A 13,823-nucleotide genomic window follows, 5' to 3' on the forward strand; every position below is an offset into this window, starting at 1 on the left:
TGTTATTCGAAAAACACATGTCAAAAGACATCACCTTGCGGCAGATGCGTTACTTCGTGGCAGCCGCGCAAAGCGGGCAGTTTTCGATGGCGGCGACTACCGAACATGTGTCGCAATCGGCCATCACGAACGCGGTGCTCGCGTTGGAGGACACGCTTGGAACGCGGCTGTTCGATCGGCTGCCGCAGGGTGTCGCGCTAACCCCTGAGGGTCAGGATTTTCTGAACCACGCGCGTCACATACTCGATTCCGTGCGCGACGCCGTTTATAAGGCGCCGTTCCGCTCACATGATCTGAAGGGGACCGTGCGCATTGCCGCGTCGTATACGTTGCTCGGTTATTTCCTGCCCGAACTGCTGGCGCGATTTCGCGCAACGTATCCTGATGTCGTGATCGATCTGCACGATACGGATCGAATGTCGATTGAGCAGGCAGTGCTCGATGGGGACGTCGATCTCGGTGTGGTGCTACTGTCGAACGTGGAGAATGTCAGGCGTTTCGGCCACCATGTGCTGATCCGCTCGCGCAGGCAGCTTTGGACCTCGCCAACGCATCCGCTCGCGCAACTCAATGCGCCGTCGCTCCAGGATGTCGCCGGTTATCCGTACATCCTGATTACGGTGGACGAAGGCGAGCAGTCGACACTGCGCTACTGGAAACAGAACGGAGTTGAGCCGAACGTGGCGTTTCGCACGAGTTCGATGGAAGCACTACGCGGTCTGGTCGCGCATGGTTTCGGCGTGACCATTCTGTCTGATATGGTGTTCCGGCCCTGGTCGCTGGAGGGCAAGCGGATTGAGGCGCGACCTATTCTGGATGCAGTCCCGCAAATGGACGCCGGCATGCTGTGGCGCAAAGGCGCGAGGCTCGATACGCCGGCTTTGGCGTTCCAACAGTTCCTGATACATGCCTGTGGGAGTTGAGGGCAAGAACGATGGTTCTGGTGCAAACAGTCAGCGAAGCCGAGACGGCTCCAATATATAAGGATGCCTTATTTATTGAACAGGGCAGCATTCCAGGCGGCCGGTGCAGCAGTATCCTAGAGTCCGGGAGTGCGGAGATTGAACTGACCCTTGCTGAAAAAGGCTTTGGCCGCGCTCACATCGCGCTTTGCGCTGAGCATGAAGTCCACTGTCTGGCCGACCCGATCTACCGCCCGGTAGAGATAGACCCACTTGCCACGAATCTTCAGATAGGTCTCGTCAACGCGCCATGACCGGCCTGTGGGTATGCCAATCCGGTTCCAGCGCTTGATGAACTCCGGCGTAAAGCGCTTTACCCAACGCATGATCGTGGTGTGTGCCAGCGACAATCCCTGCTCAGCCATCATCTCGACCAGATCGCGCAGGCTGAGCTTGTAGCGAAGGTACCAGCGCACACACAGAATAATGATCTCCCGATCAAAATGCCGACCATCGAACAACCCCTCCAGACGCTTCCCCTTGCTCATCACCGCCCACCAGATTGATTGGATCGCTACTTTAACCGGTCCAACGAGCCTATTTGCACCAGAACCGTTTTGGCTGGCCACGTTAGCTCCTCAACTGAGTTCGTTCACGAATTCCACAGCACGTGGCCACTCACCGAACCCCGAGGCGGGGTTGAGGTGACCGACAGCGCCGACATCAACCAATCGGCTGCCCCAGGCGTTCGCCAGTTGCGTAACCTCTTCGATCCTCGCGAGAGGGTCATTCGTACTGGCCGCCACAATGCTCGGAAACGGTAGCCGAGTTCGTGGCGTGGGCAGCCAACCGTTCTGACGCAACACATCCATCGTCGGATAGCCGTCCGGCAGTGGCGTTTCGAAATCCGGCGGCGCCGCGAGCAGCGCGCCCTTGATTTTGCGCCGGTGATGTTGCGCCCAGTGCACAGTGATCATCACCCCGGCACTGTGCGACACGAGCACCACGGGGTCGGTGATGCTCGCGAGTGCCTGGTCGAGCGCGTCGATCCGGGCCGCGCAGCTGAGCTTGTCGTGCTCCAGCGGCGGTACTACGCGCACGTTGGGCAGCTTGCGTGCGAGTATCGTCTGCCAGTGATCCTCAACGTGGTCCCGCAGGCCGGGAACGATCAATATGGTTGGCGGCGAAGAAGATGGCATTAGCTAGGACCCGTGAAAAATATCAATTGGGTATGGGCTGGTCGCGCACTTCGTCGAGGCGGCGCAGCTCTTTTACATCGTGGCTGTGTCTGGCTCCGGGAAACAAGAATCTCTGGCGGCAAGATCCTGTCGTCAAAGACACGCCGAATCACTGCGCTACGTTTTGCAGGCCAAACAGCCTGGCACACTCAAATCACGAAAATGGAGGAACCCGTGGTTTTTCGAGCCTCCAGGTCCTGATGGGCCTGCACCGCGTCCTGCAAGGCATACCGCTGATTGATCCCGATGCGGATGCGGCCTGCTGCAACATGGCCGAATAGCTCATCGACCAGTTCCGCCTTTTCGGCCGGATCGGCGATGTAGTCGGCGAGTCCCGGGCGGGTCAGGTACAGCGAGCCCTTGCGGGCCAGAATTTGCGGATCGAACGGCGGGATTTTGCCGGAAGCGGTGCCGACGCAGACCATCAGGCCGCGGCGTTTGAGGGAGTCTAGCGAGGACATGAAGGTGGCCTTGCCCACACTGTCGAAGACCACGGACACGCCTACTCCGTTGGTGAGTTCCCGCACGCGTCTGGCCACATCCTCATGACTGTAGTTGATCGTGTGATCACAGCCGTGGGCGCGGGCTACCTCGGCTTTCGCGTCAGTCGAAACCGTACCGATCACCGTCAGCCCGAGCAATTTGGCCCACTGCGAAACGATCAGGCCGACACCGCCTGCTGCGGCATGCAGCAGCACGGCCTCGCCCGCCTTGAAGGGGTAGATTCGGCGCACCAGGTAGGCGGCGGACAAGCCCCGCATGGTCATGGCCGCCGCAGCCTCGCAACTGATGGCCTCCGGCAGCTTGATCAGCAGCGCGGCAGAAATCAGCCGCTCAGTGCTGTAGGCGCCCAGTGTGTTGATGAAGCCCGTGTAGGTCACACGGTCGCCGACCGCCAGATCGGTGACGTCGGCACCGATGGCGTCGACCACGCCTGCTGCCTCGTTGCCGAGGCCGCTGGGGAGCGGAACCTCGTAGGTACCTCCGCGGAAGTAGGTGTCGGCAAAGTTAAGGCCCACCGCCACGTGGCGGACGCGCACCTCTCCAGGTCCCGGCTCTCCAACTTCGGCGTCCTCAAAACGAAGGACTTCGGGACCGCCGGTTTCGTAGAATTTAACGACTTTCGCCATGTTGTCTCCTGTTATGTCTTGACTGCCGCAGTTCGCCTGCGGCTCGCTAGCCCTTATTTCACCCTTGATATGTCAATTTCGCCCAGAGGCTTCAGGTCGGCTTGCGCAGGAATCCCTGGTTGCCACCGTTACGATTGGGCGCAAATCCATTGGCCTGAAGCGTCTCTTCCGCCGTGTCGTAGAAGACCCCGATCTTCATGATCTCTCGTGCCTGTTTCGCTGTCGCGATGGGGCGGCCAAATTCGCCGGAGATACGCACCAACTGCTTAATTTGCTCGACGGAGCTCATCTTGCCTGTGCGGGTCTGGTTCCAGAGCACATCTTCGATGCCGCACCGCACATGCAGGCCCAAGGCAATGCCTATCATATTCACGGGCAGCACATTTAGCACCGAACTCTCCACCGTGATCACCGCGCCGTCGGGCGCAGCACGCAGAAAGTTGGCCAGGTTGTAGATGTTCGCTTGATCCATGCCGCCGCTGATAGCCACCCAGTTCATCACCAGTGGCCCCTTGTAGACGCCGCGGCGAATCATCCGCTCAATCGTTTCAAAGCTGTTGATGTTGTAGCACTGAAACTCACTTTGAATTCCGGCGGCCGTCAGACGTCGGATGTGCTCTTCGGCCCAGCTGGGATTCGAAGGCACGATCATGTCTTTGTAGGTTGCATAGAGGTTCGGGAACCCCCGCGAAACTCCCTTGAAGTCATCTATACCGGCATGCTCGGTCACATTCATCTGCGTCGTGTTGACGGTGACAGTCACCTGGTCGGGCTTCGGATCGAGTTCGGCCAGCATATGCCGCGTGTCATCGCTAAGCCATTGTGCGGCCTGGCCCTCGGATTCAGGCGCGAAGCTGATGGAGCCGCCCACCTGGATGACCATTTCCGGCACGCGGGCGCGCACCCCGGCGATCAGCTCATTGAACATGGACAGGCGCTTGCTGCCCTTGCCATCGGGTTCGCGCACATGCAGATGCAGCACGGTAGCGCCGGCTTCGTAGCAATCCGCCGCCTTCTGGATCTGCTCCTCCATCGTGACAGGAATATCTTCCGGGAAGTCCGAGGGAATCCAACCCGGCGCATAGGGAGCAGCTGTGATGATCAGAGGCTGCTGGTTCTCGGGATACAGGTGGCCGTCAAGGAAGTTCATGATGATGGATATCCAAGTTGAAATGTGAATATTGAGAATGTCGAACCAGATGAGAAAGCTTTAGAACCTCATTTGCAGCACCACCGAGTGCCTGATGCGACCAGATGAATCATCTGGCTGGTCGCCACTTTCCGCTTTACATTGCATGCCTTGCACTTGACTTTTCATGACAGTAGTCCGCTGACGCAAGAGCGCCGGGTGTCGACTGCCGCATCCGCGGTCCCGACCGCGACGGCAGGACAAAACGGGATCAAGTGCACATCATGCTGACCAGTCTGGTTCATTGTCTGCGCCTGACTTTCATCGGGATCCTGATGAACCCGTGGCATGCCGCGTGCGCTTCTGTCGTTAGCAATGTGCCGTGCGATGGATCGTTCGTTCTTCAACGTGCTTCCCAGCGGTTTCGACAATGAGACGGATGCGTGGGCGTGATGTCATGGTGAGGCGGCATCGCAATGCCGACCATGCACGCGTAGCAAAGCGCTTCGTGAGTCATTGGAGTGAGATTCCCCCTCGGGATAAGCCCCGAAGCAATCCGCGCCGCAATCCGTCGAGCGGCATGAGTTTTGTTCGCCAATATCTTCGTAAATGGCTGTGTCGACGGCATCGGAATCCCTCTGTTCATTGACTTCGCATCGGCCGCGGCATTGCCAGACGACCGAGATTCGTAGTGTATCCCCATAAATTAATAATGTCGACAAAAATAGAGGTGCGAAATTCGGCGACGGATGTGGCAGACGCCTATTGACTCTGCCAGCGCGAATCTGGGGTTCCGAACGTGAGCACTTGTTGCGAAGACGCAAACCGTTCTGCCTGCCAGATCGACTCAGTATAAGTATTAATGTCGACATCAACAATTTTAGAGGATGATCGGCATTGTCAGTGCTCAGTCGGCAAACCGGGGCGTTGCAGGAAGGCCGGAGTCGTCGGGCGATCGTCAAGTTACGCATCCCGTCCAAATCAGTTGACGGGCATGAAAAGAGGGCACCATGAAGCGGAACATCGTCGATATCGAGGCGCCGTCTTTATTGAACGGCGGTGCGTATGCCGAGTTGTCGGCCACCCTGGATGGGGCGATCGCCGCCAACCTTCCATATGAGAAGTCGTCGGCGACATCGTTGAGTTCCACGGTCCGAATACCGGGAGGATCTTTCGCGACAAGAACGTGTGCGTGCGCCGATTGCGACGGCAGTGGGGATCGACGACCCCGCGCCATTCGGTAACAGTCAGGTATTCGGCCGGGCTCGCCCGGTCATCATAAAAAGCAGAGGAGACGTCAATGAAACTGAAGTGGAGCGGAGTAGCGGTACTCGCGGTATTCGCCAGCGCGTCGCATGCGCAGTCGTCGGTCACGTTGTACGGCGCAATCGATTCGGGCGTTTTCTATCAGAGCACGGCGGCTTCGTCGTTCGCGCCGACCGCCCGCAACAACGGGCACGTGTATGGCATCAAGGACGGTAGCCTCTATGGGAGTTTCTGGGGCATCAAGGGGGCCGAGGACATCGGCGGCGGCTACAAGGTCAACTTCAGGCTGCAGGGGGTGTTCAACAGCAGTAACGGCAAGCTCGGGCTGGCCGACACGACGGGCGGTACCGCGGTGTTCAACCAGCAGGCGACGGTCGGCCTCTCCGGACCGTTCGGCACGTTCGACGCCGGACGGCAGTACACGCCGATGATCTACGCGATGGCCGATACCGACGTCCGCGCGGCGCAGTACTTCGGCAGTATCCTCGGCGCATGGCTCGGGCTGAACCAGGCCGCCGGCTGGCCCGGGACGAACACGAACGTGCCGATCGGCGCGCTGTACGACAGCAACGCGCTCGTCTACCAGACGCCGAAGTTCTACGGCGCTTCGGCCGCGCTGGAGTACGCGCCGGGCGGCGTGCCGGGCCAGATTCAGGGCGGCACGCGCGAATCGGCGGTGCTCAGGTATTCGAACTACGGCCTCAATCTCTCCGCCGTCTACTACAACGCCCACGACACGAACCTCGCGGCGGCCGCGCCGACCGGACTCGACAACAACCGCTTCTACTATTTCGGTGCGAAGTACACGTTCCGCGGCGCATCGGTGTCGGCGTCTTACGGGATCGGCAAGAATCCGTCGAAACCGAACCTCGCCGACTACGAAATGATTTCAGGTGGCCTCGGCTATCAGTTCACACCGTTCTTCAAAGTCACGTCCGGCTTCTACTACCTGAAGGACCGCAACCACTCGGCGAACCATTCGAGTGAATACGCGGTGGGCGCGGAATACAGTCTGTCGAAGCGCACAATCGTCTCTGCGCAGGTCGGGTACGTTGCGAACCACGGGACGATGAACCAGACGATCATGTACGGCCAGATCGTCGCGCCGGGCGTATCGACCACGGCCGCGATGATCGGCCTGCGGCACAGCTTCTGATGAATTGAAATCGAAACGGAGAACAACGATGAAAACGATGAATGGAATCAGGGTGGCGCTCGGCGTTGTGATCGCGGCGGTGTCGATCAGTGCATGGGCGCAAGACGGAGCGTCGGCGGGGGCTTCGGCTGGTACGGCTAGCGCGGCGGTCACCGCGTCAGGCGGCATGACGGCAAAAGCCGCGCGGCAAGCGAATCGCGCGCTGCGGCGCAAGGTGTACGCGGCGCTCGCGAAGCACAAGGAGATTGACGCTGGCGACATCAGCATCACGGCGAAAGGCGGCGCGGTGCTGATCACCGGCACGGTCCCTGACGCGTCGCAGATCAATACCGTCACCGAGATTGTGAAAGGCGTCGCGGGAGTGACGTCTGTGACCAGCAAGCTCACGTTGCAGCGGCCGTTCGGCCAGTAGTGCGGCGCGACGGCCAGCCGTTCGGGTAAGGAGGATCCTGTCATGAAGGTCATCTCTCACCTCGACAAGGTGCGACGCCTGGCGGTGCTTCGAGAGCACCTCGACCCGTTAGCCGACTTCGAATTGTGGTTCTGGACCACGCTGACCGCCAGTATCAACGTGTTCAACGCGGCGCTTCATCTCGCAGGTCTGACGCGTGACGATCCGGTGTTCTCGACTATTCCCGGCGTGCACGTTGTGAAGCAACCAGATGGCAGCTACGCGCGCAAGTTGCGTGGGCTCGGCGATGTGAGCCATGTCGGTTGGCCGGAAATCGAGGGAGACGTACCTCAGACCATTCGGCAGCTCGAATACGCGTTGCATACCATCGAGCATCATCGGGATCCATGCATTCGCGGAGATCGCGTTCCAAACCAGGTCATCGTCGACGAATGTGAGCAAGCGTTTTCACAAGTCATGTACACATTCGACCAGGCGTTGAAGAGTGCCGAGTATGAAAACCGAGAATCATCGGCTCAAAGCCGAGAACATCGAGACGTCGCTGAGGTTCCTCGGCGAAGATGACTGGGAAATGAAAATTGAGGCAGCGATGCTGGCCGGCACACACTGGGCGAACTACGCGCTGCATCGCCGCGGCGTCACTTCAGACAGTGAGGACATCCTCCACAACTCGATGCTGGTCGTTTGCATGCTGCGTAAGTATTCCCTTGCGGAAGGCGAACTGCTTGGTGCGCTGACCGAAATCGAGGAGCTTCGCCCTCTTTATGTTCGGGGAGACTTGCCAGACGGCTCTCGCGCCGCAGCGCGGGCGCTGGAATTGCTTCGGTTGATCAGCGCGCTCGCCAGGCGCGCGCCATGACCACGTCAGCGGGAAGCGTCGCGATGATTCATCCGACTATTCAAGCTTCAGCTACGCGATCAAATTAGTGCTCGCGCGCTACCGAAAGCCCGAGCGGCGGCATCGATAATTTGCGATCAAGAAGGCCTGCGGCGGGCGCGGCACACGGCTAGTCATACCTGCCATCGTATTTCGCGGCCAACCAGGATTGGAGAAAGAAAGATTAATGTCGACATAAATACGGTGATCTGCTATCTTGTTTGACAGATGCAGGGGAGACCATATTTCACGGTTTCGTAAAGCTGCGGCGCCACGCGGCGACGGTGGGGGAGTTGGTGACACGCCTGCCAGATACAAGGAGATATCACTCATGATTAAAGTAGAGCGACTGACCGCTTGCATTGGTGCCGAGGTGTCCGGTGTGAGCCTGGGGGATGCGTCCCGAGATGCATCGCTGTTCGCAGAAATCAAGGCTCTGTTGCTTAAGCACCGAGTCCTCTTTTTTCGAGATCAAGATATCTCTCGGAAAGAGCATGTCGCCTTTGCGAGCCGTTTTGGGAAATTGGAAGAACATCCGGTTGCGGAGAGCGATCCGGAAAACCCGGGCCTTGTGCAGATCTATCGATCGGAACAAAAGAATCCTTACGAAAACAACTATCACAGTGACGGACTTTGGCGGACGAACCCATCGATGGGCGCCGTGCTGCGCTGCGTCGAGTGCCCAGAGGTTGGGGGTGACACCATCTGGGTCAACATGGTAGAGGCCTATAAGCAACTACCAGAAGACATCAAGAAGCGCATCGAGGGATTGAGAGCAAAAAGCAGCATTGAGCACTCGTTCGGTGCGGCAATGGATCCGGAGGCCCGAAGAAAACTGGCGGCGCAGAATCCGGAGGTGGAACACCCCGTCGTGCGGACGCACCCAGAGACGGGCGAAAAGATTCTCTACGTCAGCAGCTTCACGACGCATTTCGCCAACTACCACACAGCTGAGAATGTGCGTTACGGTTTGGACAAGACGCCAGGTGCGAGCCTTCTGCTGAGTTATCTGCAGAGCCAGGCATCGATCCCTGAGTATCAGGTTCGCTTCCGGTGGAAACCGAACAGCATTGCAATCTGGGACAACCGGCCAACGCAGCACTACGCGGTAATGGATTATTGGCCTGCTCCGCGCAAGATGGAGCGAGCCGGAATCGAAGGCGATAAACCATACTGACAGTTTGCTTGTCCTCGCGAGGTTTGAGGTGTTCGGGCTCCGGACGGCGGCCGGGGAGTTTTTGTCGACATTAGAATGCTGGAGACTATAATGATCAAAAGATTAAATTCGACGAAAATGGATTCCGCTATACGCCATGGCCCGAAATAAAACGCAAAACCTCCCCGATCTTTCCGCGCTCCTTACGCCCAAGAATTCACTGATGCTGGCCGTCGAGCGGGCGGTGCTGCGCGGGCAGGACTGGGCGTATGCCTCGGTGCCGATTGCCGAGCAGATCGCTGCCCGGCTGGCGGGGGTCATTACGCTTGACCTGATGAAGTCGGGGCAACGCTTGCTGGAGAAAGATATCAGCGAGGTGCTGCACGTCAGCCGCGCTCCGGTGCGCGAAGCAATGCGTATACTGGAGCGGGACCGCCTGGTTGAGTTTCAGGCAAGGCGCGGGGCGATCGTTACGGCGCCCGACGAGAATGAGCTTCGGGACATTTTTCGCGTGCGCAGCGTGCTTTACGTCACGATGTTGGAGCAGGTGGTGCGTGAAAGCCCGGCTGAGTTCGAGGCATTACTGACCGCGCATATGCCTAAGCTAACCAAGGCGGCCGAGGAGTCGGTAGACGCCTATGCCGTGGAAAGCTTCCTCCTGAATTTCAATACGGTCGATCTGTGCCGCAACCGGCTTCTGGTCGATGTCCTGCACTCCATCTCATTGCGAACCCTGCGGTATGTCCGGCTAGGATTTGTGGCTAAGCCTCAATCGGTTCGCACATCTTTAAAATTCTGGCACGCGTTGCACAAGGCTGCGATCAAGCAGGACAACGAACTACTGCTTTCACTTGCGGCCTCGCGCCTGGACGATGCGAGAGATGCTGCCGTTCGCGCAATCGCTGAAAAACCGGCAGACAGTCGGCGTGCACGTGCCCCAAAGGCGGCGCAGCCCGAAGTAGCGGTGGCCTCCAAAAAGCGAGTCGCTCCCCGCGTGCTTAGGACGGTTGAATCCTGATTGCCCGGCGGTCCATCTTTTGGAACGCCGCGTCGAGTTTTCCACTGACGGCGGCCCATCTATCGTGGCCGCGATGTCGCACGAATTGATTGGCACGTTCCCTACATAGTAGGGACGAGTTGTGATGTCATGTCGTCGGAATCGACTTCGTTTCCCGCTCATCCATCCTCTCCTCGACGCTGGGTACGCTCACCCAGGAGCAGACACCGCATGCCTGCACCTCCGGCTGTTTGCTACGCACCGGTGCGGGGATCTCGCGCCCGAGTCGTCCACCTGCTGGTTGGCGCGTAGCGGACAATAGTCGTTCTTCTTCAGCGATTCGATGAACAGCATCAGATCGCACGTGACATACCAGACGTCCATCGAAACCCGACGAAACGGCCAGCGTTGACAATGAACCAGGTTGGTCAGCATGTCGCGCACGTGATCCCGTTTCGTCGTGCCCTCAGTATTGCGAACCTTAGCTTCGCTTCCGGTTTACGCCGCTTCGCAACAATTCGTCTCTGCGCTCAGGCGTGACGTTTCGCGTGCGTATAATAATTAATGTCGCCAAAAATAATTATCGTGCTATCCTGAAATAAGTGTCCACCGTCTGGAGCTTTGCGGCGCAAGGGAGGCTTTGACGCGACACTTATCATCAAGATGCTTGAAATAAGCGTCGAAATCCAAAGCGCGCACGGCGACACAAAGAAAGCGTCCGGCGATGCTGAGGGCGAGCGGGAACTACTGCTCGCCTTGGTGTAAAGGCCCTGCGTCACAAGGGGCAGACGACACCGCGCGGCACGATTCAACATGATTTCGTGAATCATTAGAGGAGACAGAATTGAACATGAATACGAGTAACGCAATGCCGGTCGGTTCGGCGGCGGCTACTAGTGGTGCCCGAACCTACGCGTGGGTGGTATTTGGATTGATGTTTTGCCTCTTGCTGTCCGACTACATGTCGCGGCAGGCGCTCAATGCCTTGTTTCCGATCTTGAAAGTGCAGTGGCAACTGACCGATACAAAGCTCGGTTCGATTAGCGGCGTGGTGCCGTTGGCGGTCGGCGTGCTGACCCTCCCATTTTCGATAATCGCGGACCGTTGGGGACGTGTCAAAAGCATTGCACTGATGGCTGCGCTGTGGAGCGTTGCCACGCTCGGGTGCGCAATTGCCAGCAGCTACAACGAGATGTTCATCGCGCGCATCTTCGTTGGTGTCGGCGAGGCTGCCTACGGAAGTGTTGGACTCGCAATGCTCATGAGCATCTTTCCAAAGCGTCTGCGCTCTACCATTGCCGGCGGCTTTACGTCTGCTGCTGCCTTTGGGTCCGTGCTCGGTGTTTCGCTTTCCGGCGTCGTTGCGACTCACTTTGGCTGGCGCTGGTCGATGGGTCTGATGGCGATCTTTGGTTTCGTGCTGGTGATCATTTACTTCTTCGTCGTCTCGGAAAAAAGGCTCGCGCGTGCGCATGCGGACAATGCGAGCGGAACGCCGGTGTCCGAGCGTCTGAAACTGACGCCCCGAGCGCTTTTCTCTGGCCTGTTCCCGTCCCGTTCCGTCTTTTGTGCGTACCTCGGCAGCGCCCTGCAGATCTTCATTCAGGGCACGCTTTTTGTGTGGCTGCCCAGCTACCTGAATCGCTACTGGGACATGCCTGTCAGCAAGGCTGCGGTAGTGGCGGCCGGCCTTGTCCTTGTCAGCGGCATGGGCCAACTCCTGTGCGGCGTGATCACCGACCGGATCAGCCGGGACTCGTCGCTTAAGCGGTGGAACATGGCCATTGGTTATTGCCTCGTGCTAGGCATCCTGCTGGCGGTCGCGTTCCGCCTGCCACCGGGCAATCTGCAACTCGCGCTCCTTGCACCCGCGGTGTTTTTCCTTGCCAGTTCGTTCGGCACATGTAGCGCGATTATTGCTGGGGCCACACCGCCAGCTATCCATGGCTCGGCATTTGCCACACTGACGCTGTTCAACAATATATTGGGCCTTGCAGCGGGTCCCTTTTTTACTGGTGTGATAGCGGACGCGGTGGGTCTTCAAGGCGCGTTGCGCTTGCTTCCGCTCGCGGCAGTTCTGCCCCTCACGGTGTACCTCATTGGCCGGTGGTTTTATATCGCGGAAGCGCGACGCGGCTGAGCGTGCTGCCGACGTGGCGAACCTCACCGACTGGGCGTTTTCTGAAGTCCATGTTCCGGGTGGTCCGCCTTGAAGGGCCAGCTACACCGCTTACGCCGGGCGAGCCAGAAACTCCCGCAAATAAGGACTTTCCATGTCAAACCTGAATCCCTCGCTGCCGCTTGCGGGCGTGCGCGTGCTCGATCTTTCCCGCGTGCTGGCGGGCCCGTGGTGCGCCATGGTGCTGGGCGACCTTGGCGCCGAAGTTATCAAGGTCGAGCACCCGAAACGTGGCGACGACACGCGCGATTGGGGCCTGCGCGTCGGATCGACCGAGACGGCCTATTTCAATAGCGTCAACCGCAACAAGCGCTCCGTGAGCCTCGATCTGCAAACCGCCGAGGGCCAGCAGATCGCGCGGGATCTGGCCCAGAAGAGCGACGTCGTGATCCAGAACTTCAAGTTCGGTGGCATGGAGAAGCTGGGTCTCGGCTATGAGCAACTGAAGCAGAGCCACGAGGGCCTGATCTACTGCTCGATTTCCGGCTACGACCGCACAGGACCGGAAGCCGCACGTCCCGGCTACGATCTGGTGGTTCAGGGCGAGGCCGGGCTGATGGCGCTCAATGGCGAGGCCAGCCAGCCCCCGTTAAAGTTCGGGATTGCCGCAGTCGACATGTTCACCGGGATGTACTCGGCCCAGGCCGTACTCGCAGCGCTTTTCGAGCGTCAACGAACCGGCAAGGGACACCACATCGAAATGGCGCTGTTCGATTGCGGACTGATGATCACTTCGTATTGCGGGATGGAAGCGCTGATCTCGGGCGAGGACACGCCGCGTTACGGAAACGCGCATCCTTCAATCGTACCTTACGGTGTGTTCGATGCCGCGGACGGGCCGCTCGTCATCACGGTCGGCAACAACAACCAGTTTGCGCGCTTCTGCCGCGAGGTAATCGAACGGCCCGATCTTGCCGAGGACGATCGCTTCCAGACCAATATCGGCCGCGCCGCGAATCGGGCGGTGCTGGTGCCCGAAATCGATCGCGAGATCGGGCGGAGAGAGCGCCGTAGTCTGCTCGACCGTCTTACGCAGGCCGGCATTCCGTGCGGTGAAGTTCTCGGGCTCCACGAAGCGCTGACCTCGAAGCGCGCGCAGGATGGCGGGCTCGTGACGACGCATTCGCATCCGGAGGTTGGCAGCACGCAAGTCCTCGCTCCGCCCTGGCGCTTCGACGGCGCGCGCTTGCCGGTACGAAGCGCGCCGCCCCGACTGGGGGAGGGCACGGACGACGTGCTCCAGACGTTGCTCGGGCTGTCCGGCGAGCAACTCTCCAGACTGAAGGCTGACGGCGTCATTTGACGTCGCGCGCGGACGCAGCACTACGCCCCTGACTCTGGAGGCGCTGTCGATCGTCATCGAGAACGCGCGCGCAGCGGC

The 13,823-nt window shown here is 59.2% G+C and carries 12 protein-coding genes and 2 pseudogenes; 9 read left to right on the forward strand and 5 right to left on the reverse strand.

All coding sequences use genetic code 11. The features are described from left to right. The first annotated feature begins 17 nt into the window (after positions 1–17). Positions 18–923: a LysR family transcriptional regulator gene (locus tag KHO23_RS09930; protein ID WP_211610850.1), complete on the forward strand. Its 906-nt coding sequence runs from the start codon at positions 18–20 to the stop codon at positions 921–923. Positions 924–1,081: 158 nt separating this feature from the next. Here the strand turns inward: KHO23_RS09930 and KHO23_RS09935 are convergent. The 4 genes and pseudogenes from KHO23_RS09935 to KHO23_RS09950 form a co-directional block, all read right to left on the reverse strand. Further along, positions 1,082–1,450: pseudogene (locus tag KHO23_RS09935) on the reverse strand (IS6 family transposase); the annotation flags it as partial. 90 nt (positions 1,451–1,540) lie between these two features. Beyond that, on the reverse strand, positions 1,541–2,101 hold the full coding sequence (locus KHO23_RS09940) for an RBBP9/YdeN family alpha/beta hydrolase (protein WP_211610851.1): 561 nt from the start codon (positions 2,099–2,101) through the stop codon (positions 1,541–1,543). A 188-nt stretch (positions 2,102–2,289) separates the two neighbouring features. Continuing rightward, positions 2,290–3,270, reverse strand: coding sequence for a quinone oxidoreductase family protein (locus tag KHO23_RS09945; RefSeq protein ID WP_211610852.1), 981 nt, complete (start codon positions 3,268–3,270; stop codon positions 2,290–2,292). A gap of 91 nt (positions 3,271–3,361) precedes the next feature. Further along, positions 3,362–4,420: a BKACE family enzyme gene (locus tag KHO23_RS09950; RefSeq protein ID WP_211610853.1), complete on the reverse strand. Its 1,059-nt coding sequence runs from the start codon at positions 4,418–4,420 to the stop codon at positions 3,362–3,364. A 1,279-nt stretch (positions 4,421–5,699) separates the two neighbouring features. Here KHO23_RS09950 and KHO23_RS09960 point away from each other — a divergent pair. From KHO23_RS09960 to KHO23_RS09985, 6 genes are all read left to right on the forward strand, one after another. Beyond that, positions 5,700–6,821, forward strand: coding sequence for a porin (locus KHO23_RS09960; protein WP_211610855.1), 1,122 nt, complete (start codon positions 5,700–5,702; stop codon positions 6,819–6,821). 28 nt (positions 6,822–6,849) lie between these two features. Further along, positions 6,850–7,233, forward strand: coding sequence for a BON domain-containing protein (locus KHO23_RS09965; RefSeq protein ID WP_211610856.1), 384 nt, complete (start codon positions 6,850–6,852; stop codon positions 7,231–7,233). A 42-nt stretch (positions 7,234–7,275) separates the two neighbouring features. Continuing rightward, positions 7,276–7,797, forward strand: a complete 522-nt coding sequence (locus KHO23_RS09970; protein ID WP_211610857.1) for a hypothetical protein — start codon at positions 7,276–7,278, stop codon at positions 7,795–7,797. Next, a complete protein-coding gene (locus KHO23_RS09975; protein ID WP_211610858.1) occupies positions 7,727–8,092 on the forward strand; it encodes a hypothetical protein in 366 nt (121 codons plus the stop codon). The genes KHO23_RS09970 and KHO23_RS09975 overlap by 71 nt, the downstream gene beginning before the upstream one ends. 349 nt (positions 8,093–8,441) lie before the next feature. Beyond that, positions 8,442–9,287, forward strand: coding sequence for a TauD/TfdA dioxygenase family protein (locus KHO23_RS09980; protein ID WP_407946048.1), 846 nt, complete (start codon positions 8,442–8,444; stop codon positions 9,285–9,287). Between the two features lie 136 nt (positions 9,288–9,423). Continuing rightward, a complete protein-coding gene (locus KHO23_RS09985) occupies positions 9,424–10,284 on the forward strand; it encodes a GntR family transcriptional regulator (protein WP_211610859.1) in 861 nt (286 codons plus the stop codon). 234 nt (positions 10,285–10,518) lie between these two features. Here KHO23_RS09985 and KHO23_RS35740 read toward each other — a convergent pair. Beyond that, positions 10,519–10,731 (reverse strand): annotated as a pseudogene (locus KHO23_RS35740) (IS701 family transposase); the annotation flags it as partial. Positions 10,732–11,113: 382 nt separating this feature from the next. On the opposite strand from KHO23_RS35740, the gene KHO23_RS09990 reads away from it, so the two are divergent. Both KHO23_RS09990 and KHO23_RS09995 read left to right on the forward strand, forming a co-directional pair. After that, on the forward strand, positions 11,114–12,403 hold the full coding sequence (locus tag KHO23_RS09990) for an MFS transporter (protein WP_211610860.1): 1,290 nt from the start codon (positions 11,114–11,116) through the stop codon (positions 12,401–12,403). 133 nt (positions 12,404–12,536) lie between these two features. Continuing rightward, positions 12,537–13,745, forward strand: a complete 1,209-nt coding sequence (locus KHO23_RS09995; protein ID WP_211610861.1) for a CaiB/BaiF CoA transferase family protein — start codon at positions 12,537–12,539, stop codon at positions 13,743–13,745. Positions 13,746–13,823: the final 78 nt, after the last annotated feature.

The organism is Paraburkholderia haematera (assembly GCF_905220975.1).
Taxonomy (GTDB): domain Bacteria; phylum Pseudomonadota; class Gammaproteobacteria; order Burkholderiales; family Burkholderiaceae; genus Paraburkholderia; species Paraburkholderia haematera.

Bases quoted from the DNA above. Each gene is read 5' to 3' on its own strand.
- KHO23_RS09995 (WP_211610861.1), top strand. From the start codon at position 12,537: ATGTCAAACCTGAATCCCTCGCTGCCGCTTGCGGGCGTGCGCGTGCTC.
- KHO23_RS09960 (WP_211610855.1), top strand. From the start codon at position 5,700: ATGAAACTGAAGTGGAGCGGAGTAGCGGTACTCGCGGTATTCGCCAGC.
- KHO23_RS09940 (WP_211610851.1), bottom strand. From the start codon at position 2,101: ATGCCATCTTCTTCGCCGCCAACCATATTGATCGTTCCCGGCCTGCGG.
- KHO23_RS09945 (WP_211610852.1), bottom strand. From the start codon at position 3,270: ATGGCGAAAGTCGTTAAATTCTACGAAACCGGCGGTCCCGAAGTCCTT.
- KHO23_RS09930 (WP_211610850.1), top strand. From the start codon at position 18: ATGTCAAAAGACATCACCTTGCGGCAGATGCGTTACTTCGTGGCAGCC.
- KHO23_RS09985 (WP_211610859.1), top strand. From the start codon at position 9,424: ATGGCCCGAAATAAAACGCAAAACCTCCCCGATCTTTCCGCGCTCCTT.
- KHO23_RS09980 (WP_407946048.1), top strand. From the start codon at position 8,442: ATGATTAAAGTAGAGCGACTGACCGCTTGCATTGGTGCCGAGGTGTCC.
- KHO23_RS09975 (WP_211610858.1), top strand. From the start codon at position 7,727: ATGAAAACCGAGAATCATCGGCTCAAAGCCGAGAACATCGAGACGTCG.
- KHO23_RS09965 (WP_211610856.1), top strand. From the start codon at position 6,850: ATGAAAACGATGAATGGAATCAGGGTGGCGCTCGGCGTTGTGATCGCG.
- KHO23_RS09950 (WP_211610853.1), bottom strand. From the start codon at position 4,420: ATGAACTTCCTTGACGGCCACCTGTATCCCGAGAACCAGCAGCCTCTG.
- KHO23_RS09990 (WP_211610860.1), top strand. From the start codon at position 11,114: ATGAATACGAGTAACGCAATGCCGGTCGGTTCGGCGGCGGCTACTAGT.
- KHO23_RS09970 (WP_211610857.1), top strand. From the start codon at position 7,276: ATGAAGGTCATCTCTCACCTCGACAAGGTGCGACGCCTGGCGGTGCTT.